Annotated in this window: 16 protein-coding genes; 6 read left to right on the top strand and 10 right to left on the bottom strand. The window is 43.4% G+C overall.

The features are described 5' to 3' along the window. Positions 1-3: 3 nt before the first annotated feature. The 7 genes from MMU07_RS15490 to MMU07_RS15460 form a co-directional block, all read right to left on the bottom strand. Positions 4-1,335 (bottom strand): hypothetical protein, encoded by a 1,332-nt coding sequence (locus tag MMU07_RS15490; protein WP_241126924.1) that lies wholly within the window; start codon positions 1,333-1,335, stop codon positions 4-6. A gap of 26 nt (positions 1,336-1,361) precedes the next feature. Next, entirely contained in the window at positions 1,362-2,237 is an 876-nt protein-coding gene (locus MMU07_RS15485; RefSeq protein ID WP_241126922.1) for a PIG-L deacetylase family protein, read from the bottom strand. 714 nt (positions 2,238-2,951) lie between these two features. Continuing rightward, complete coding sequence (locus MMU07_RS15480) at positions 2,952-4,316, bottom strand: M48 family metalloprotease (protein WP_241126921.1); 1,365 nt, start codon at positions 4,314-4,316, stop codon at positions 2,952-2,954. 740 nt (positions 4,317-5,056) lie between these two features. Further along, a complete protein-coding gene (locus MMU07_RS15475) occupies positions 5,057-7,864 on the bottom strand; it encodes a PQQ-dependent sugar dehydrogenase (RefSeq protein WP_241126918.1) in 2,808 nt (935 codons plus the stop codon). Between the two features lie 76 nt (positions 7,865-7,940). Continuing rightward, a complete protein-coding gene (locus MMU07_RS15470; RefSeq protein WP_241126916.1) occupies positions 7,941-8,969 on the bottom strand; it encodes a sugar phosphate isomerase/epimerase family protein in 1,029 nt (342 codons plus the stop codon). A gap of 307 nt (positions 8,970-9,276) precedes the next feature. Next, positions 9,277-10,068, bottom strand: coding sequence for a 5'-methylthioadenosine/adenosylhomocysteine nucleosidase (locus MMU07_RS15465; protein ID WP_241126914.1), 792 nt, complete (start codon positions 10,066-10,068; stop codon positions 9,277-9,279). Next, positions 10,065-11,369: an NCS2 family permease gene (locus tag MMU07_RS15460; protein ID WP_241126912.1), complete on the bottom strand. Its 1,305-nt coding sequence runs from the start codon at positions 11,367-11,369 to the stop codon at positions 10,065-10,067. Before MMU07_RS15460 ends, MMU07_RS15465 begins: the two co-directional genes overlap by 4 nt. A 189-nt stretch (positions 11,370-11,558) precedes the next feature. Between MMU07_RS15460 and MMU07_RS15455 the strand changes: the two genes are divergently transcribed. The 6 genes from MMU07_RS15455 to MMU07_RS15430 all read left to right on the top strand — a co-directional run bounded on the left by MMU07_RS15455 (position 11,559) and on the right by MMU07_RS15430 (position 15,493). Next, complete coding sequence (locus MMU07_RS15455; protein ID WP_241126910.1) at positions 11,559-11,774, top strand: hypothetical protein; 216 nt, start codon at positions 11,559-11,561, stop codon at positions 11,772-11,774. Beyond that, positions 11,753-12,142, top strand: coding sequence for a type II toxin-antitoxin system VapC family toxin (locus MMU07_RS15450; protein WP_241126908.1), 390 nt, complete (start codon positions 11,753-11,755; stop codon positions 12,140-12,142). Before MMU07_RS15455 ends, MMU07_RS15450 begins: the two co-directional genes overlap by 22 nt. A 142-nt stretch (positions 12,143-12,284) precedes the next feature. Further along, on the top strand, positions 12,285-12,782 hold the full coding sequence (locus tag MMU07_RS15445; protein ID WP_241126907.1) for a GNAT family N-acetyltransferase: 498 nt from the start codon (positions 12,285-12,287) through the stop codon (positions 12,780-12,782). Between the two features lie 480 nt (positions 12,783-13,262). Further along, entirely contained in the window at positions 13,263-14,078 is an 816-nt protein-coding gene (locus MMU07_RS15440) for an SDR family oxidoreductase (RefSeq protein WP_241126905.1), read from the top strand. Between the two features lie 12 nt (positions 14,079-14,090). Continuing rightward, positions 14,091-14,588, top strand: a complete 498-nt coding sequence (locus MMU07_RS15435; protein WP_241126903.1) for a hypothetical protein — start codon at positions 14,091-14,093, stop codon at positions 14,586-14,588. Continuing rightward, entirely contained in the window at positions 14,585-15,493 is a 909-nt protein-coding gene (locus MMU07_RS15430; RefSeq protein WP_241126901.1) for a helix-turn-helix domain-containing protein, read from the top strand. The genes MMU07_RS15435 and MMU07_RS15430 overlap by 4 nt, the downstream gene beginning before the upstream one ends. Before the next feature lie 196 nt (positions 15,494-15,689). Here the strand turns inward: MMU07_RS15430 and MMU07_RS15425 are convergent, their stop codons facing one another. From MMU07_RS15425 to MMU07_RS15415, 3 genes are all read right to left on the bottom strand, one after another. Next, positions 15,690-16,520: an MBL fold metallo-hydrolase gene (locus MMU07_RS15425; RefSeq protein ID WP_241126899.1), complete on the bottom strand. Its 831-nt coding sequence runs from the start codon at positions 16,518-16,520 to the stop codon at positions 15,690-15,692. After that, complete coding sequence (locus MMU07_RS15420; protein WP_241126898.1) at positions 16,517-16,912, bottom strand: transcriptional regulator; 396 nt, start codon at positions 16,910-16,912, stop codon at positions 16,517-16,519. The genes MMU07_RS15425 and MMU07_RS15420 overlap by 4 nt, the downstream gene beginning before the upstream one ends. Positions 16,913-18,170: 1,258 nt before the next feature. Further along, positions 18,171-19,067: a helix-turn-helix domain-containing protein gene (locus MMU07_RS15415; RefSeq protein WP_241126896.1), complete on the bottom strand. Its 897-nt coding sequence runs from the start codon at positions 19,065-19,067 to the stop codon at positions 18,171-18,173. Positions 19,068-19,413: the final 346 nt, after the last annotated feature.

Raw genomic sequence — 19,413 nt, 5'->3', positions numbered from 1 at the left:
GGCTTATTTTTCAAACTCCACAATATATTCAGACATGTATTTCCCGAGATCAGAATACTTGAAAAACAACCTTGCCTGCTTCCCTAGCCGGAGACTCGTGTATTTGTTGGCAATGTCCTCCGGGGTATTCAGGGGTTGCAGGGAAGGGTACCAAAGCACATGTCCGGGTTTATCCAGGAGTTTTTGAGGTTTCGTCCAAGCTTGTGAATTATTCCCCTCTCCCAATTCCTTGTGGGGATTGAATGAAATATACAGCTCATCACCAACCCAGGATTGGCCTTCCACTTTTCCCATCATCATCACCCAACATTCCAGGTAGGTATTCCAACTGACCGAAGGTCCCCAATGAAATCCGCCAGTCGGAGAGGAAGCCGGACCGCCACCGTTTTCCATTGGAATTTGGAGGGAAGCCACAGGCTTGCCGATTCCGTCCCAATCCGCATTGAAACCTTCTCCATCCCATCTTTTGGCTTTACCCTGAGGATCATCTAAGTCATCGATTTTGATCCTAGCGATACTGATGCATTGCCCACTCCATTCTTTGATGGGATCATAGGAAGCAGCATCGTATGTGCCAGGATATCCATATTCCCCATAAAAAAGGTACAGGTAATCCCCAACCGCCACAGCAGATGGGTCACCGACTCCACCGGCAAAGGTCTTGGAAATATTGTGCGGCTTCAAAATCATTCGGGGCTGCTTGTCTTCGAGAAAAAGCCCTCTGTTTTCCCAACTCCATCCCCCGTCAGTAGATTTCATGACCCCAATCCTACAAACTGCCGCAGGCGTGATTCTTTCAGTCAGACCCAAGGGCCAGTCCTTGTCGATATATCCTTCTCCGGTTGCTTCATTGTAAGGGAGGGTTTCAGGATAATTTTCATTGTGGTAGATGGCATACAATGTCCTTCCGCTCGGATCTTTTTCATCCTGATAAACCGTCTCAAACCACACTGCCCCATGCAATCCCGGTTCTCCGACAGGTGCATTGACAGGCAATTTGGGGGCGATGTATTCGGATGCAGGTGTACTGAAGACCTCATCGGCATTAGATCCGCTTGCAAACTTCAGGTCTTCTGCAAATCCCCACACAGGATCCTCACCATATTTGCCGGGAAAAATCCTGAGCGTGTCCCCTACCCACACTTCCGCCATATTGCAGTCGACAAAATTATTGAAGAAGAAAGTGTCTGTTTCTATTAGTTTGAAAGTGGGTACCCTGAAGTCGATCTCTTCAGTAAGTACCTCCTTTCCGGTATTTCCGGGATTACAGGATACCGAAAAGATCATTGATCCTAGCAAAAGACAGGGGAGAAGTGATTTAGCATTTGATTTCATAGAAGTGGAATGGGTTAATTGGAAAATTATTGTATCATGGGAAAAAGCCTTTTAATTTCCTCCTTGGAGGGCTGGCTACCATATTCGCATATTTCAAAGGCTTCGGCATACTTGGCTTGCAGGGCCTTGGACTCTCCGTACCAAGTCTTCAAAGCTTGATGGACAGCCGCATTTGGAGCAGCGGTGCGCTTGCTTTTTAACCATGCTTTTCTTTCACCTTTGTCAGTAGGTATTTCTGCGGCATAATTCCCGATCCAAGGCAGCCACTCATAAAACTGAGATTCATGGGCATCCATCGCATCTATTTTTTTATCCAAAACAGCCGTAATGTCGACAGCTATGTCTGCTTTAAATGGATACGGTTTTTGGAAATTGTCCTGGAAATAAAGGAAAACAGGATTTTTTCTCAGAGGCGGTGTATCAGGGGCAATATTGGGAACACCGACCATGTACGCCGCATCCTGAACCAAAATGGCAGTATAGCGGTGGTCCGGATGGTAATCATTGGAACGGTGGGAAATGACCACATCTGCATCCCAATCACGGATGAGGCGGATGATTTCCAACCTGATAGGTAAAGTAGCAAGCAATTCACCGTCGTGGTGGTCCAACACATCATAAGTCACTCCCAACCTCCGGCCTGCCTCTTTTGCTTCGGCCATTCTTCTTTTTGCCAACATCCCGCCGCCCTCTTTCATGTGCCCTGCATCTCCGTTGGTCACCGAGACGAACTTCACCTGATGGCCCATCTGAACAAATAGGGCAGCGGTTCCTCCTCCTTTGATATCGCAGTCATCCGGATGGGCACCAATCATGATGATTTTCAAAGGTTTTTCCTGTGAAAAAGCCTCGGTCGTAAAATTCAGGAATAGGAATGCGAAGAAGAAGTGGGTGATTTTCATGGAAGGGTCATTTGGGAGGATCAAGATATTAAAAAGTAAAAGGAAAATCAATGTCGTCTCCAAGAAAGGAAGCCTTCGATCAAATGGATAGGAGTCCTATTTTGAGTTTTAATGTTTTCTGGGAATTTCCGATCCCTAATTGTGGATAACTTTGTGATTAAAGCTTTTTTCCAGTGGAAAAATTGTGCAGAAATTATTTATTAATTTATTGTAAATCAATTATTTACGACATAAATTTGATTCTATCAAGTGAGAGATAAAAGGCTGAAAGTAAAATTTCAGACTAAGATCAAAAACTCGAGATGAAAAGATGAAGGGGCTGAAAACGGAAACGTAGAAAGTCTGAGAAGGGCAACCACAGAAGTCTTGAAATCATGGATCAAAGCCGAAAGGCTGAGATATCAGAGTTTGAAAATCTAAGGTTATGAACTTGGGCAACTGAGGGAAAAGTCACAATAACTGTAGCTTGCATGATTTGAAGACTACGGTCTTCAGGTGATGAAGCGGGAAAAGTTCGAAAGAATTTCTTCCCGCTTTTGCTTTTAGGCCCTAGTAATTTTTTTATGCTATCACACGATAATTTTAATGAAATCAGGAAGTCGGAAGTGGTAGAGCCAACACTCCTTTGGGACTTGAAATTAAACCGCAAAAAGGCAAATTGAATTTTTACCCATTTTCACTTAATTATATCAGGATTCCGTAAACTTTAAATTATCAATCCAATTCATCGGATTCTTTCAGCATAGCCGAAGCTTTTTGACCTAAGTTCCGTTGCAGGTATTGGTTGATCATCCTCAATTCCGATTCCACATTTTTTCCCTCTGCCTTAAGTTCCAATAGGCTATCACGGTATTTCAGATAAGCTGCAATGGATTTTTCATGTTGCTGAAGCCTGGCATATATCAGCCCTTCTTCTTTATCCAATTCAGGCAAGGGGTCTAAAGCCAATTTCCTGGCTGTCTTAAGATATTCCATTGCCAATTGATTGGACTCAAATTCATTGGATTTTCTCCTTTGGATCCTACTCAGGAGCAGGTAATCAATATCTGAAGCCATCCTGGCATCAGCAAGCTTCAAGGCAAGCAATTGGGCATAGGAGTAATTCTTCAAATGGTATTCCTGCCATGCAGTAATAGAAACAGCACTTGCGATGGTGTTCAGGTACTGTTGGTCATCCAAAAAATTAACCTGCGGATGTTCATCCATAAATTGGGAAGCAATCCTTTTGGCCATCAATTGCTGTTCGGAAGTATAACCTGCGCCCAGATTATCCAATACTTGAGAGGAAAGGAAATACACAGCCATCCCGAAATCCGTCGCCAAGGTGTAGTCATGCAAAACCCCATTATTGACCTCATCAACAGCCATGGCCGTAGCTGCAGCCAAGGTCGCTACTGTTCCCCAAATCCTTGCCCGGCGCTCCGCCCGGACAACTTCGTTCAGGTTGACAAGATTATGCTCTAGAACAGCATGGGCAATGCATTGGGCCAAAATCAGATTGAGTTCATTTTCAGAATCGGTACTTGCAATCAGGCCTGTGGTCAGCACAATCATGCCGTTGTCAAATGAAAATGCAATATGCTCCGTGGAGTTCAAAATGACCAGGCTGAAATCCGAAGCCCTGTCTTTCAGCATGGAGAGCGGATGAATCGAATAGATCAACTGATAGATATAATCATAGAGCATATCATCCTGCAGAACCATATTATTGGCAAGGGCTTGAGAATAATAATCCATGGCATCTTCTATCAATTCCTGCCTCAGACCTCTCTCCCAACCTTTTTTATTGATGGTTTCGGCCCTGTTTTCCATCCACACATTTTCCCAAAAATCAAGGTCATTGCCAAGAAGGGAAATCCTATCTTCATTGAAATACCGGTATTCCCCAAATGAAGACCTGATATAGTATTGAACCGCACCGGTATTGATGTTTTTTCTGGTACCATAGACGGTGACCGTGTCTCCGACGGTATATTCCCCAAACGGCCGGATGACGTACCCTTTGAGCGTAACTTTACTTTGGGAAAAACTGAAATTCGCGACCAAGACAAAAACCAAAAGAAGAAGGTACCTTTTCATAAAAACAGGGGTTTAGGAACATAAAGATCCTTACGGATAAAGATGGTTTTAGGTTGTTTCTTGTTAAGTGAAATGCAGATGTGGATAAATTGTGATTTAAGCATTATTTCCAGTGGAAAAATTGTGCAGAAATTATTACTCAATTTATTGGAAATCAATTATTTAAGACATAAATTTGATTCTATCAAGTGAGAGATAAAAGGCTGAAAGTAAAATTTCAGACTAGGGTCAAAAACTCAAGATGAAAAGATGAAGGGGCTGAAAACGGCAACGTAAAAAGTCTGAGAAGGGCAACCGCAGAAGTCTTGGAATCATGAACCAAAGCCGAAAGGCGGCGGAATCAGAGTCGGAAAACCTAAGGTTATGAACTCGGGCAACTGGGGGAAAAGTCACAATAACTGCAGCTTGACATGATTTGAAGATTACGGTCTTCAGGTTGTGAAGCGGGAAAAATTCTTTCGAACTTTTCCCGCTTTTGTTTTTATGGCCTAGCTAGTTTTTAAACCAAATTCTTTAAATCCAGTATAAAAAAAAGCAGAGACCATCAAAGGCCTCTGCTTTTTTGTTTTAAAAATTTTGAATGGGTGATTTTTTTTTGAGTATCTCCAAATAATCTTCGGATTTTTTAGGAGCTGAATTGAAGTTCAATTCCTGCAGCTATGGTCTGTTGACTGTGGCCTGTGGACGATAATCCGACCATATGAAGCCAAAATCCTTATTTCACCCTATTTCGGATTATCCTATTTATCCCTAAACTCAATCTCAGAGATACTCATCAGGATTTCTTCCCCTTTGGCTTTTGGATTTTTGAAGATGAAATACACATCCTGCTTTCCAGCTGTGGGATTCAACACAACTTGGGCTTTAGTGGCATTTTGCCTTCTCCACGCTACAGGATTGACTCCTTCGGGAGGTCTTCGGAATTCAGCTTCCTTTGGAACCATCTGTTCACTCTGGCCTAGAAGTTCTCCGGTCGGAGAGCCAACTCTCACTTCCACCGAACCGCCAACAGCATCTGCCCGCGGGCTTACCTCCACATACAGGTCGATCTGCTTGACACCTGTCAAATCCAATGCTTTAAACCCAATGTGCGATTGGTCACCCACCATAAAGAAGTTGACCCTCGGTGTAGTCATCAGATTCACCCCTTTTCGGATATCCGAAAGTTGGGGGTCAAGGAAAGGATTTCGCAAAGCGATGTAATCCACCCCCGAGAGAGAACCCACTTTTCCTGCACCTTTATCAGCATAGGATGCCCTCAGGAGATAGCCTCCCTGACCATTTTCCCCTTCAGGAACCACAGGTGTCACTTTTCCGCTGAGTGGCAAAGAAGCCACTGTCGGTTTTGTTTCATTCATACTGAGGATAAAATCCACCATTCGCCGTGCATCTGCCTCAGATAACTGCGGATGGGCACTCATCCCATGTTCACCCCATACGCCACTGCCTCCATTGATGATCTTCCCGATGAGCAATTTGGTGTTTTCCTCTGTTTTGGGATACCTAGACGCCACCGCGGTGTAGCTTGGACCGATGGAAGTTTTGTCATATTGGTGACAGGATTTGCAGTCGCTCGCTTCAATCAGGTTTTTGCCGATATTCAAAATCGCCATGTTCTCAACGCCACTTTGCTTGGAAGCGATCTCTATCGGGTCAAAACCTGCCGGCACGTAATCAAAAGTCACAGCAACTTCCTCGGCCTTGATCTTTCCATCAGCCGATGTTCCATCTTCTTTGTCCTCAACCTGAATATTATATTCAAATTCCTTTTCTCCGAAATAGAAGGTTTTGTTCAGCCCCCCAAAATCAATCGAAACTATAGGCGGTTCATTGCCTGCGATTACCTCAAATGAAGCTGAATTTTTCTCTCCCTTTGTATCGGTGACGGTCAAGGAAACTTGGTATGTTCCTGCTTCCGTGAAGGTAAATTCCGGATTTTGATCTTTCAAAAGCTGCTTGAATCCATTGGCTGAAGTCACATTCCACTCAAAATTCAGCTTGCCCTGATCATAATCATCGTAATCGGAAGTACCCTCAGCGGAGAATTTGGCAGTCAGGGGAACTCCACCGGAGTATTTATCGGCCGAAGCACTGACATTTGGTTTGCGGTTGCCAGCGTTGTATTCGATTTTGACAATGCGGGAATTGGCATTGCCACGAAACCAGGCGCTACCGTATTCCAAGACATACAATGCACCATCCGGACCAAAATCCATATCTATCGCCGAGCTGAAAGTTTCTTTGGGTAGGAATCGCTCCATGGATTTGTAGTCTCCATTTTCATCCATGGTCACCGCCATGATCCATCCCCGCATAAAATCCACAATAAGCCACTTGCCTTCATAATAAGCAGGAAATACAAAAGGTGCTTCTTTTTTGAAATCTGCCTTGCGGAAAACAGGTCCGCCCGTGGCGCTTCTACCCGAACTTCCCAATATGGGAAACTCCTCCGAAACCCCGTAAGGATACCAAATCATCGCAGGCACTACAGGTGTGGGCAAATTCTTGAGACCGGTATTGTTTACGGATTCATTCACCGGATTATTCACATCAAATGGTGCTCCATAGGTGTTGGTCGCAAGGTCATGTTTGTTGTAGGGTTGGTTGTTTCCGATAAAATATGGCCAACCGAAAAATCCCGGACCTTTGGCCTGATTGAATTCATCGTATCCTTTTGGCCCCCAAATAGAATCGATGGAGGCATCCGGCCCTACCTCTCCCCAATATAGATACCCTGTCTCACTGTCCAAAGTAGGTCTCCATGGATTCCTGTGGCCCATGGTATAAATTTCCGGTCTGGTTTTTTCTGTACCTACCGGAAATAAATTTCCCTCCGGAATCGTATATGTTCCATCATCTTCGGGATGGATCCGAAGGATTTTTCCCCTCAGGTCATTGGTATTGCCGGGAGCGCGTTGGTCATCTGAACTCTCCATTCCGGGACGCTCGTCAAGGTTGGAGGATCCTACCCGCGGATTCACGGTGTTATTGCCTACAGTCAGAAAAAGGTTTCCTTCCTTGTCAAATACCATCCCTCCTCCGGTATGGCAACATTCCTCCCGTTGGGTCGGAACTTCCAAGATTACTTTTTTGGTATCGGCATACAGTGAATCTCCATGCAATTCCCACCTTGCAAGGACATGCTTGGCTTCCGCAGGGTCCGCGTAATACATGTAGATCCAGGAGTTTTTGGCAAAATCAGGATGAGCAATCACACCCATCAATCCCTCTTCTGCTTCCCTTACCCTTCCTTCTTTGTTGGTATATTTGGTATTGACAGGAATGGTAGCGATAAGCTTCATCTCCCCGGTTTTCTCATCAAAAATCTTGACACCGCCCTTTCTCTCGACCAATAGAATCCTGTTTTCGGGAAGGAAAGTCATTTCCATCGGCTCGTCCATGCCCTCGGTCAGGACGACTTTTGTAAACCTGTTGTCCTCGGGTTTGATAGAGGCGTCTTCAGATTTTTTGCAGGAAATCAGGCTGAGCAAAATGGCCAAACCAAAAACCGCGTTTAATCGGTAATTTATCTTGTAGAATTTTATCATGGTTTAATGGGTTTTTGAAATTGGAAAATTTCTTAATTGGTTGTGCGCTGACAATTGCGGAGAACCGCATTATCCCTTAAGCCAATGCTTTCCTGCAAAACTCCAGGCATTTCTGCACTTCCTTGACGGCATCCGAACCTTCGGGAACCTGGTATTCCAACTCTATGGTGGCGGGAAATTTGTATTTTTTGTCCCGAATCATTTGGAGGATGTCAGCGATTGGTGTATTCCCTGTACCCCAAGGTAGGTTGCCTTTTCCGTTTTCAGGTGTTTGACGGTCCTTCACATGCATACTCCAGATTCTTCCCTGCTGTTTTTGGATCAGCTCCATCATATCCGTGTGCCCGGCTGCGATGTAGTGACCTGCATCAAAATTCAATCCGTTGCTGCTGCTTTGGGACAAAGCTGTATCCCAAAAACCAAAAGTCTGTTGCTCATGGCCGTGGTAACCCACTTTCATTTTATTGGTATCTCCCAATTTTCCCAACCTCAAAGTCTGCCCGTCGTCAGAAGGATGCTCCAATGTCACGTGATTGGCACCGAGGATTTTGGCTGCCTTCATGCCATACGCCACTTCCAAATCGGAATTATTGACACCAAAAGCATTTGGTTTGAAGGCATAGAGAGAAATCCCCGCTTCTTTGAACAATTTCCCTGCCTTCTCAAATTTCTTAAAATCAGTTTTTGCTCTCCAATCGGAGGCCACTTTGGCATAAGCCTCAGATTGCTGTCTGATATCAGCCAATTCGGCCTTTTCACTTTCAGTCAACTCCTCCCCCCTTCTCTGTTTGCCGCCCAACTGAAAACCCCTCATCCTATTGAATGTCGGTTGTGGCATCCCGGCAAAATATTCCACAGGCTCTCCCATCATTTCCACGGCACTGATACCCGATTCCTTGATGTAGCGGATATTGGCTTCAAGGCTTTGGTCAGGCATGGAGCGAAAAGAATACGTGATGCAGCCAATCTGCACGCCGTTGATTTTGGAATCGGGTTTGTTGTATGACCTGATCAATGCCGGAGCACCTTGCAGCCAAGTTGGTGCCAATACCAAACCGGAAGCACCGAGGGCGGATTTGAGGAGAAATTCCCTTCTGTTTTTCATGGAAATAGATTTTTTATTGGTCAATAGGGTTTAAGATTGAACAACTTAGTAAAAAATTTTCCTTGCTGCTAAAAAAATTTCAGGGATGTATTTTTTGGGTTTTGATTGGTGGAAAATTGACAGATGACCGATGACGGATGACGGATGTAAGCAACATTTTAGGATTCAAACTTGAGTCTGATAAATCCAGGTTTTTGATTTTTTGATATTAGCCAAATAAAACGAGGATTGAAGTCCAAATGCGGTAAGCGGACCGTCGGCCGCCGTCTGTGGACAATTATTCTACGACCGGCACCCTTAAAACACCCTACTCCATTTCCCCCAAAATAGCCAAAACCAACCTTGCTGAATTCTCTGAAGCGGGACCTACAAACTGGTTGAAATTCATGCGGGCGTGGTTGTTGGCATTGTCGCTGCAACTTCGGAGGACGATAAAGGGGATTTCCAATGTCCTACAAATATGCGCCACTGCCGCCCCTTCCATCTCGGTAGCCAAAGCCTCAAACTCAGTATAAAGCCATTTTGCCTTTTCGTTGCTACTGACAAAAATATCCCCTGTCGCAATCACCCCGCTGAAAACCTTTGGCTGCCTGTTGGCAATCGGAACAAAAACCACCTTTTGCGCTGCACTTTCGCTTATCCGGAGCAAATCCTTGTCGGAATCAATGAACAATTCTTCATGCTGACCACCAGATAATTTCCTGAATGGAGAAACAGAAAATCCCAAAGAATCTACTTTCCCGAAGTCATATTGCACCAGCTTTTCCCCGATCACCAGATCTCCCGGCAATGCTTCAGGATCCAAGCCCCCTGCCACTCCGGTAAAAATCAGGGATGAAATTTTAAAATTCTCGGTAAGTACGGCCGTGCTGTAAGCAGCATTGACTTTGCCCACACCGGCTTTGAGGATGACAACCTTCTTGCCTTTCAGTTTTCCTTTGTAAAAATCAATTCCACCCCTACTGACTTTCTTTTGTCCCTGCATGGAATCGAGCAAAATGGCAATCTCCTGATCCAAAGCGCCCATTAATGCTATCCGTTGGGCGGTAGCAGAAAGAGAGAAACCAACTATTAGAATTACGAGTAAAAACTTTTTCATAGCCAAAGAAAGAAAATAGAAAGAAGGGTGGTGATGAGAAGAATGGGGTTGATTTCGGATTTTTTGCCGGTCAATAATTTCAAAACAGTCCAACTGATAAAGCCAAAAGAGATCCCCACCGAAAGGCTGTAGGTAAACGGAATCAAAGTAATGGTGAGAAAAGAAGGAATCGCCTCATCAGGTTTTCGCCAGTTGATTTTGGTCAGCGGCATCACCATGAAGGAACCCACCAATACCAAGGCAATAGAACTTGCGATGGAGGGAATGATAGACAACAGCGGCGAAAAAAACATAAAAGGCAAAAACAGCAGTCCGGCTGTCACGGCCGTGGCCCCTGTTCTTCCTCCTTCTTCGATTCCCACAGCGGATTCGATGTAGGCGGTTCCCGAACTGCTTCCCACCAAACCAGCAAAAAGCGTTGCCATCGAATCGGTAAGCAAAGACTTGCGCATATTTCTTGGACTGCCATCAGGATCTTTCAGTCCCGAAGCTTCCGCCAAACCCACAAAAGTGGAAATCCCGTCAAACAGAATCGTGAAGGTAAATACAAAAATCACCGGCACATAGGCGTATCGGAGCGAACCCAAAATATCCGCTTTTCCTACCAGACTAAAGTCCGGCAAGGCAAACAAACCGGTATAATTGACCATGGTGGCCACACCGAAATTGACAGCAGAGGCATCTCCCCACCACCTGCCGATCGGCCAAGCCAAAAGGGTCGTAAAGATAATCCCGTAAATGATCGCTCCCGAAACCTTGCGGCTGATCAAGGCGCCTGTCACCAATAAACCTGTCATAAATGTCAGGCTGATAGGATCCTTGAAAGCGGCCATTCCTACGAGTGTGGAGGTATTGTCTATGATGAAGTGGGCATTTTGAAATCCGATAAAGCAGATAAATAACCCGATGCCTGCCGATACCGCATGTCTCAGCGCAACAGGGATGGATGCGATGATTTTCTCCCGGGTTTTGAAAACTGAAAGCAACAGAAAGATCACACCTGACCAAAATACTGCACCCAAAGCTTCTTCATATGTCAGTCCATAACCTTTGACGGCGGTGTAGGTAAAGAAGGCATTGATTCCCATGCCGGGTGCGACAACGATCGGGTTGCGGGCATACAATCCCATCATCAGACTGCCGAAAGCAGACACCAAAACCGTCGCTGTCAATGCTCCCGAAAAAGGCATGCCTGCCTCCGCCAAGATGGCAGGATTGACGATGATGATGTAGAAAGCCGCAAGGAAAGTGCTCGTTCCAGCTAGTATTTCAGTTCGGAGGTTTGTGGGTTTTAATTCCATGCAACAGATTCAAAAGTGGAAAGTAAGATGAAGGAGATTGAAATGCAATGAAAAAAGTGGAATGAAAAAGTAATTAATCTGGTTTGGTATCCGAAAAGCAAAAAAGAAATCAGGAAATTTTTTAACTGACAATTGCGTCTTGGCTTTTCTTTGTATTTTTAGAAATAAAGAAAATCAAAAATAGATCATATGGAAACCATGTTGATTCAGATTACCAATCATAAGGCATATAAACTCCTTGAAGATTTGGAAGACCTCAACCTCATCAAAGTTCTTCAAAAAAAGGAGCAAACTGCTGAAAAACTCTCTGAAAAATATGCAGGAAAACTAAACCCGAAAGTAGCAGAGGAATTGCAGCAGTACGTTTCAAAAAGCCGTGAAGAATGGGAAAGCAGGAATATTTGATAGACACAAATGCACTAATTGACTATCTAGGTATGAAACTTCCTGAAAAAGGAATGTCATTCCTCAACGAAGTGGTGGACTTTGTTCCATACATATCTGTCATTTCAAAAATTGAACTACTTGGATTTAATACCACAGAAGAACAATATGATATTTTGTCAAATTTTATTGCCGATTCTGTGGTTTTTGATTTGTCGGATAAGGTGGTTGAAAAATGTATTGAACTAAGGAAGAAAACCAGAATCAAATTGCCTGATGCCATAATTGCATCCACTGCAATGGTTTATGATTTAAAATTAATCAGCCGAAATACCTCTGATTTTAACCATATCGATGGTCTTGTTACTATCAATCCCCATTCAATTTAATGGTCTAACCTGTTTACTTTTTATTCTTTTTATAGAAAGAGATAACTTTAATTGTTATTCTTGAATTCCCAAAATCGAGACTATTCTTGAACATAAATTTACCTCCTTAATTGATAATTTTTTTCATGTCGATCCAGAACCAATGAAAATCAAAACCTTAAATTTCCGGTTAGCCAAGCCAACAGACCACAAAGCCCTATGGGAAATTATCCGGCCAATTATACACAAAGGAGGCACTTATGTGTTTTCTCCAGATAGCTCGGAACAGGAAATGATGGGGTATTGGATGGGTCCGGACAAAAGCACTTATGTGGCAGAAATGGACGGTAAAATCGTCGGGACCTTTTACCTGAAACCAAACCAACCCGGGTTGGGAAACCATGTCTGCAATGCAGGATTTATGGTCGATGAAAAGGAAAGCGGCAAAGGCATCGGCAGACAGATGGGACTTTTTGCTTTGGATGAAGCCAAAAAATCAGGGTACCTCGCCATGCAGTTCAACTATGTCATCAGCACCAATCAATCTGCCGTGAAGCTTTGGCAATCCCTAGACTTCGATATCATCGGAGAAATCCCCGCAGCCTACCGCCATCCGGAAAAGGGTTTGGTGGGGGTATATGTGATGTACAGGAGGGTTTGAAGTAGATTTTTTCGAAGATTTACATGGAAAAAGTTTTTCCCTAAGGCAATACCCTGTAGGCAATCGGTTTCTTTAATTGTATATCAATGTCGTTTACATAAGCTGTTGCGTTATCCAAACCTTTTCCAAAGTTGGGACCAGACCATGAAAATCTTAAAACATCCATTCCGAACTTTGGAAAAGTTTATCAAATCTCCTCTAACTAAACGACATTGAATTGTATATCCACAGTATCCTCTAAGTCGGAGGTCGGAAAAAACACCCAATCCTTTCTGAAAAAAATCAGCACTTGGCTATCAGTTGATGTGCAGTGGCACTTTTTGAGTCGATCCTATATCGTCCGGTAAATTTCTCCCTCACCCAACCTGACTCCAATACAGGAAGTATTACCGCAAAAAGTATACTAACAACCTGAATTTGTATTACCTGTCAGAAGGCATATAGCGGCAACTTTGTCCCGTAATTAAAACTTTACGCAACATGACAAAGACAATTTTAATAACAGGGGCAAGCAGCGGAATCGGAAAAGAAACTGCCAGATTATTTCAGGCCAAAGGTTGGAAGGTAATCGCCACCATGCGAAATCCGGAAAGCGAAAGCGAATTAAGCACATTGGAAAATGTATGGGTCACCAAGCTTGATGTATTGGATCTGGATTCTATCTCAAAAGCCGTATCTGAAGGCATTCAAAAATTTGGGGGAATTGATGTCTTACTCAACAATGCAGGCTACGGCGCTTACGGACCTTTAGAATCATTTTCAAGAGACAAAATTTTACGTCAGTTCAATACCAATGTGATCGGGCTTTTGGATGTAACCAAAGCAGTTCTCCCGCATTTCCGACAAAACAAAAAAGGATTGATCATCAACATTTCATCCATCGGTGGCAAAATGACCTTCCCCTTGGGTGCATTGTATCACGGGACAAAATTTGCCGTGGAAGGCATCTCAGAATCGCTGCACTATGAAGTGGAGCAGTTTGGCGGACAGGTGAAAATTGTAGAACCGGGGATGATCGCAACAGAATTTTCGGGCAGGTCATTTGACTTTAGCAATGATGACTCGATGGTAGAATACCAAAAAATCGTGGGTGCATTGATGGGTGTAATGCCGGCAATGGCACAAAATGCTTCCCCCTCAAGTGTGGTGGCAGAGGTGATCTTTGAAGCCGCCACGGATCGCAAAAATCAATTGCGGTATACAGCGGGCGAAGACGCCAAAATGTTGATTTCCAACCGCCAACAATATGATGATGCTACATTTATCGGGGGAATTAAGGCACAGTTTGGACTCTAAAATCACACCTCTATGAATCCGATTATCAAGTATTTCAATGGTGAAAAAGCTGAAAGCTATATCTTCAGCCTTGTCGGAGTCATTGCATTGGCAATGGCTCTTTATTTCGTTTTTGGTTTAAAAACCTCCTTTTGGAAAGGGGTTGCCATTCCGTTTGTGTTGGTGGCGATCCTGGAGGTTATTGTGGGTTTTACGATAATAACCCGCAGTGAAAATGACATCATCAGGGTGGAAAAGTTTGTCCAAAACGAGCCTGAAAAAATCAAAACAGATGAAATCCCGAGAATGGAAACGGTCCTGCGTAATTTTGTGATCTACAGGTATGTGGAAATAGCATTGATTATATTTGGCATCGTATTGATGTATTCCACACCAACCGATACCTTCTGGCAAGGCATTGGTTTGGGCTTCTTTATCAAAGCAGGTATTGTATTGGGATTGGATTTTTTTGCAGAAAGAAGAGGTCAATTCTATCTGGAATATTTAAACAGTTTAATTGATAAAATATGAATCCGATCATCCACCTGTCCACGATCTCAGACCTCTACAGATTATTTGGTTTGGGACCAAATCACCATCCTTTGGTGGCTGTGTTGGATTTTAGTAAAGTTAGTGAGCAGGTTGAAAAGCATACCCGGATCAGCACTGATTTTTATTCGATCATGTTTAAGAATTACTGCAAAAACACGATCAAATATGGCCGGAAAAACATCGATTTTCACGATGGAAGTCTGATTTGCATTGCTCCCAACCAAATGATCGAAATGGACGACGAAGTGGAATCCACGGAGAATATGATGGGGTGGGGCTTGTTTTTTCATCCCGATCTGATCCGGGCCACGTCTTTGAATGAGAAAATGAAGGACTACAGTTTTTTCTCCTACGAAATCTCCGAATCTCTTCATCTCTCTGACAAGGAAAAAAACATCCTGTATGAATGCATACAGCAGATTCGCACAGAACTGCAAGAAAACATAGATGTGCATAGCCAAAACATCATCGTCTCTACGATCGAATTGTTGTTGAACTTTTGCTCCAGATTTTATGGCAGACAAATGATCACTAGGAGTAACACCAACAAAACCATTGTGTCCCAAGTCGAGGGGATCCTCCACCAACACTTTACATCCAACGAGATCAGCGAAAAGGGATTCCCGACAGTCAAATACCTGGCTGAAAAAGTCAATCTATCGGCAAGCTATTTGAGCGACCTACTCAAAAAGGAAACAGGGAAAAATGCACAAGAGCATATTCATTATTTCTTGATCGAAGCTGCGAAGAACATTTTGATCAACTCTGACAAAACCGTCAATGAAATCGCCTATAATCTGGGTTTTGAATATCCCCAATATTTCAACAAACTCTTCAAGCAAAAAACCGGACAGACACCGTTGGAATTCAGGAATTTGAGTTGAAAAGAATCCGTTGGTATTGGGAGCTCATCCATACCCTTTTCGAAAAAACACCAAGACAAAGTTTGATTTGTAACTGTCGATTGAATTCAGGTTTGTTTATCAAAATCAAAAAACTCTGAATTATTATCTGCAAAAAAAATTAGAGAGAGATTTCCAATTTTCTAAAAATCCAAAATGGAAGTTTCACCCATTTCCCCTACCCCAATTCAATCTCTATCCCTTCCCTTGCAAGGTCAAAGTCAAGTTGTCCTGTATGCTTGGACTTCAGCAAAGCCAAGAATTCTTTCAGTTTACTGTTGCTGTGCAAAGGATCATGATGGGTCATTAGAAGCTTCTTGACACCTGTAAACTCAGCCAATCGGATACTGTCTTCCATGCAGGAATGTCCCCAACCTATTCTCCCCATATATTCTTCCTGGGTAAACTGCGCATCATGCAGGAGAAGATCGGCATTCTCAGCAAGGTCAAAACCTGAAATCCATTTTGCTTCATTCAGCAACCCCTTTGGGCCCAAGGCAGGTTCGTGGTCAGGGATATAAGCCATCACAGCACCTCCGCAAGTGACCCTAAATCCCACTGTCGGTCCCGGATGGATCACAAACCTTGACACAATGGAAAACGGCCCGATTTCAAAACTGCTGTTGGAAATGTCATGCAGGGTCAGTTTACAGGGAAGATCACGGATATGGACGGGAAATAAAGGCGGTGATAAGTACCTGTTGAGCCTTACCCGCAAACTCTGGGTCGCACTTGCAGGTGCCCAGATATGTACTTCTTTAGACGGATCAAAAAGCGGATTAAAAAATCCCAATCCCTGAATATGGTCCATATGCAGGTGTGTCAATAAAATGTCCACCCTGTCAGTTCCTTCGGGAGAGGATACCTTTTGGATCCCCGAACCTCCATCAAGGATAAGTTGCCAATCACCTTCCTTCACAGTCACGCAAGAGGTATGCCCACCAAAAAAAGATGTTTCGGGACTTGACGTGGGAATGGACCCCCGGACACCTTTGATAGCTATTTTCATGTGTCCTGGGTATTCCAAAAAATGGCTACTGCACCCAAGAATTTGCCGTTACGGCCGATGATGGGATAGGAAGTTACCGAAATCTTCTCATTGGCTCCTTTCAAACTTTCAATCCAAAAAACCTTGTGATGCGGAAGTTGATCGCTTAAAGTATTGACCAAGGGCAAGCCCTCAGGAGGCAACGGGGCCCCGGCTTCATCCAAAGGTTTGAATATAGTCGACCACTCCTCCACCTTCATCTCCCCTGTATCTTCAAATGAAGTCCCGAGGATTTTATCCGCAGGCTCGTTGTAAAATATCAGGTTGCCTGCCGTATCTGTAATAAATACCGGTATAGAAAGGCAATCGGCAAGCTGACGGTTGAGGATAATCTCTATTTCATAGGAGGCCATATAGGATTTGATTGACTTACATAAATATAGGAAATCAAATCATAAAAAATTTTAATAATTATACCTATATAATCTTATTCATTTCTCATTCATTTAAACGAAATAGAAGGGAAAAAAAGATTGGAGATTTTTACTGCGGAGGCTGCTGAGGGTATGGATGAAATAATTAGGTGGAGGTGTCGACAGGACCTAAAGAGATCATTGATTCCCACCAAAAAAAGATGATAGCAAGGGGAAAAACCTTAATTAAGATTGAGCCGAGCTATTGGAATCAACCCCGAAGGGGTGGCATATTTATAGAATAAAAAAGCGATGAAGTTTTAGGCCAACCCTGAAGGCCTGCCTGCCGCAGGCAGGGGTTGAATTAATTTTGGGAAAGTCAGTAGAATTAATTTCAGGTTTTGACCTTCTCTGTTTTTGGCGGAAACTTGAATTCCCTATTGGAATTTCCTCGGCCAAAAACCGGAACAATCTTGTGCTTCCTATCCCCGGGTTGCGTTCCTTACCCGGGGTTAATATTATTTGACCACTACGTGGTCGGTCACCAATGTTTGTGCGCCCAAAAGCATTCGATATTCTGTAATTACATTTTTCAGCAATGGAAAAGAAGGTTTTGCAAAGGGGCATAATGGATTCTTCCCTTCTCTGTTTTTGGCGGAAACCTGGATTCCCTATTGGAATTTCCTCGGCCAAAAACCGGAACAATCTTGTGCTTCCTATCCCCGGGTTGCGTTCCTTACCCGGGGTTAATATTATTTGACCACTACGTGGTCGGTCACCAATGTTTGTGCGCCCAAAAGCATTCGATATTCTGTAATTACATTTTTCAGCAATGGAAAAGAAGGTTTTGCAAAGGGGCATAATGGATTCTTCCCTTCTCTGTTTTTGGCGGAAACCTGGATTCCCTATTGGAATTTCCTCGGCCAAAAACCGGAACAATCTTGTGCTTCCTATCCCCGGGTTGCGTTCCTTACCCGGGGTTAATATTATTTGATCCCGTTGGGATCATTTGTCGCCAAGATGAGATAAATCCAAGATATACTGCTACTGAATTTCATTCCTTATTTTTCATTCAGAACTATTCATTTTTTCTCTTGTATCGACAAATATTCTTCATTCTGTTCGGCTAAAGCCCAAATGCCTCTTTTCATTATTTTATCCACCAGCTAAAGCAGGTGGCAATTCTGCTAGATCAGCTGGGTTAATAATTTGTCCAGTTTTTTGTTGCAAATCCAATTTTGATAAACATTATAAATTACTATCCGGCCCTGAATTTTAATGGGCTGGTCTGAAGGTGTTTTTTGAAAAAGTTGTTGAAATGGGTCACTTCGGTAAATCCCAAGGCGTAGGCAATATCAGAAACATTCCATTTGCTGTGTTTGAGAAGGACTTTGGCTTCCTGTATCAGCCTTTCAGCAATCACCTGTGAGGTGGTTTTGCCGGTGGTTTCCTTGACGGCGCGGTTGAGGTGGTTGACGTGGACATTGAGGTGCTCGGCAAATTCTGATGCAGACCTGAGATCGATTTGGGGATGGTTATCCTCCACGGGAAACTGCCTCTCGAGCAATTCCAAAAACATAGCTGAAATTCTTTGGGCAGCATTGAAAGGCTGCCTGTCGGCCAAGGTATTGGGCTGCAGCTTCAGACCATAATGGATGAGTTCAAGAATCAGACTTCGGATGCTGTCGTACTTGTACTTGTATTCCGAGCCGAAGTCCGCTTCCATTTTCTTAAAAATACCCTCCACTTCCTCTACCTGTTGGTCGGAAAGTTCGAAGACGTGGTTACCGGTCGGCTGGAAGATTTCATATTGGCTGATGTTGCCAAAGTCATGCATGAAATGTTGGTTGAAGATGCAATATTGGCCTTTTAGGTTTTCGTGGTGTTCCCATTTGTATGGAATCAAAGGATTGGAAAATGCCAAAGCCTGCTTTTTGACCTCGATGACCTGATCCGCATAGTACACTTCACTTTTGCCCTTGACCAACATGACCTTATAGAAATCCCGTCTCCGGTAAGGGATAGAGGTGGTTTTTCCTTGGTAAAAAGGTTCCAACCGGAACATGTTGAAATGCCCGATGTCGTTCCTGATATTCTCAGGAAGCCAATTGAATTTCCTTTTGTAAAATTCTTCTAAACTCTCAGGACGGTCCATGTTTTCAATGATATATGCCTGCGGGGAAATGGATATATGCCTGCGGCGATATTGAAATGATATAGGCTGCGCGATATATATTGATATAAGCCTTCGGCGATATTTGAAAGATATATGCTATGCGATATAAATGGATATATGCCTTCGGCGATATTGAAATGATATAGGCTGCGCGATATAAATGGATATATGCCTTCGGCGATATATTTTCCTTCATCAAGCGTGAATGATAGAATTAAAGCTTGATCTCTGCAACCTATTTCAACTTTATATCTATTGAATTTCTACCCTATTTCTACCTAACCAATATCAATAAATATCAAATATCCACTAATATCTATGTCAA

This window comes from Cognataquiflexum nitidum, assembly GCF_022538055.1.
In the GTDB taxonomy this organism is placed as follows: domain Bacteria; phylum Bacteroidota; class Bacteroidia; order Cytophagales; family Cyclobacteriaceae; genus Cognataquiflexum; species Cognataquiflexum nitidum.
This window is presented reverse-complemented; position numbering and strand designations above follow the sequence as displayed.

Excerpts from the sequence above, each read along its gene's own strand:
- MMU07_RS15420 (WP_241126898.1), bottom strand. The coding sequence starts at position 16,912 with ATGGCCTCCTATGAAATAGAGATTATCCTCAACCGTCAGCTTGCCGAT.
- MMU07_RS15435 (WP_241126903.1), top strand. The coding sequence starts at position 14,091 with ATGAATCCGATTATCAAGTATTTCAATGGTGAAAAAGCTGAAAGCTAT.
- MMU07_RS15485 (WP_241126922.1), bottom strand. The coding sequence starts at position 2,237 with ATGAAAATCACCCACTTCTTCTTCGCATTCCTATTCCTGAATTTTACG.
- MMU07_RS15455 (WP_241126910.1), top strand. The coding sequence starts at position 11,559 with ATGGAAACCATGTTGATTCAGATTACCAATCATAAGGCATATAAACTC.
- MMU07_RS15425 (WP_241126899.1), bottom strand. The coding sequence starts at position 16,520 with ATGAAAATAGCTATCAAAGGTGTCCGGGGGTCCATTCCCACGTCAAGT.
- MMU07_RS15430 (WP_241126901.1), top strand. The coding sequence starts at position 14,585 with ATGAATCCGATCATCCACCTGTCCACGATCTCAGACCTCTACAGATTA.
- MMU07_RS15445 (WP_241126907.1), top strand. The coding sequence starts at position 12,285 with ATGAAAATCAAAACCTTAAATTTCCGGTTAGCCAAGCCAACAGACCAC.
- MMU07_RS15475 (WP_241126918.1), bottom strand. The coding sequence starts at position 7,864 with ATGATAAAATTCTACAAGATAAATTACCGATTAAACGCGGTTTTTGGT.
- MMU07_RS15415 (WP_241126896.1), bottom strand. The coding sequence starts at position 19,067 with ATGGACCGTCCTGAGAGTTTAGAAGAATTTTACAAAAGGAAATTCAAT.
- MMU07_RS15490 (WP_241126924.1), bottom strand. The coding sequence starts at position 1,335 with ATGAAATCAAATGCTAAATCACTTCTCCCCTGTCTTTTGCTAGGATCA.
- MMU07_RS15460 (WP_241126912.1), bottom strand. The coding sequence starts at position 11,369 with ATGGAATTAAAACCCACAAACCTCCGAACTGAAATACTAGCTGGAACG.
- MMU07_RS15450 (WP_241126908.1), top strand. The coding sequence starts at position 11,753 with ATGGGAAAGCAGGAATATTTGATAGACACAAATGCACTAATTGACTAT.
- MMU07_RS15440 (WP_241126905.1), top strand. The coding sequence starts at position 13,263 with ATGACAAAGACAATTTTAATAACAGGGGCAAGCAGCGGAATCGGAAAA.
- MMU07_RS15470 (WP_241126916.1), bottom strand. The coding sequence starts at position 8,969 with ATGAAAAACAGAAGGGAATTTCTCCTCAAATCCGCCCTCGGTGCTTCC.
- MMU07_RS15480 (WP_241126921.1), bottom strand. The coding sequence starts at position 4,316 with ATGAAAAGGTACCTTCTTCTTTTGGTTTTTGTCTTGGTCGCGAATTTC.
- MMU07_RS15465 (WP_241126914.1), bottom strand. The coding sequence starts at position 10,068 with ATGAAAAAGTTTTTACTCGTAATTCTAATAGTTGGTTTCTCTCTTTCT.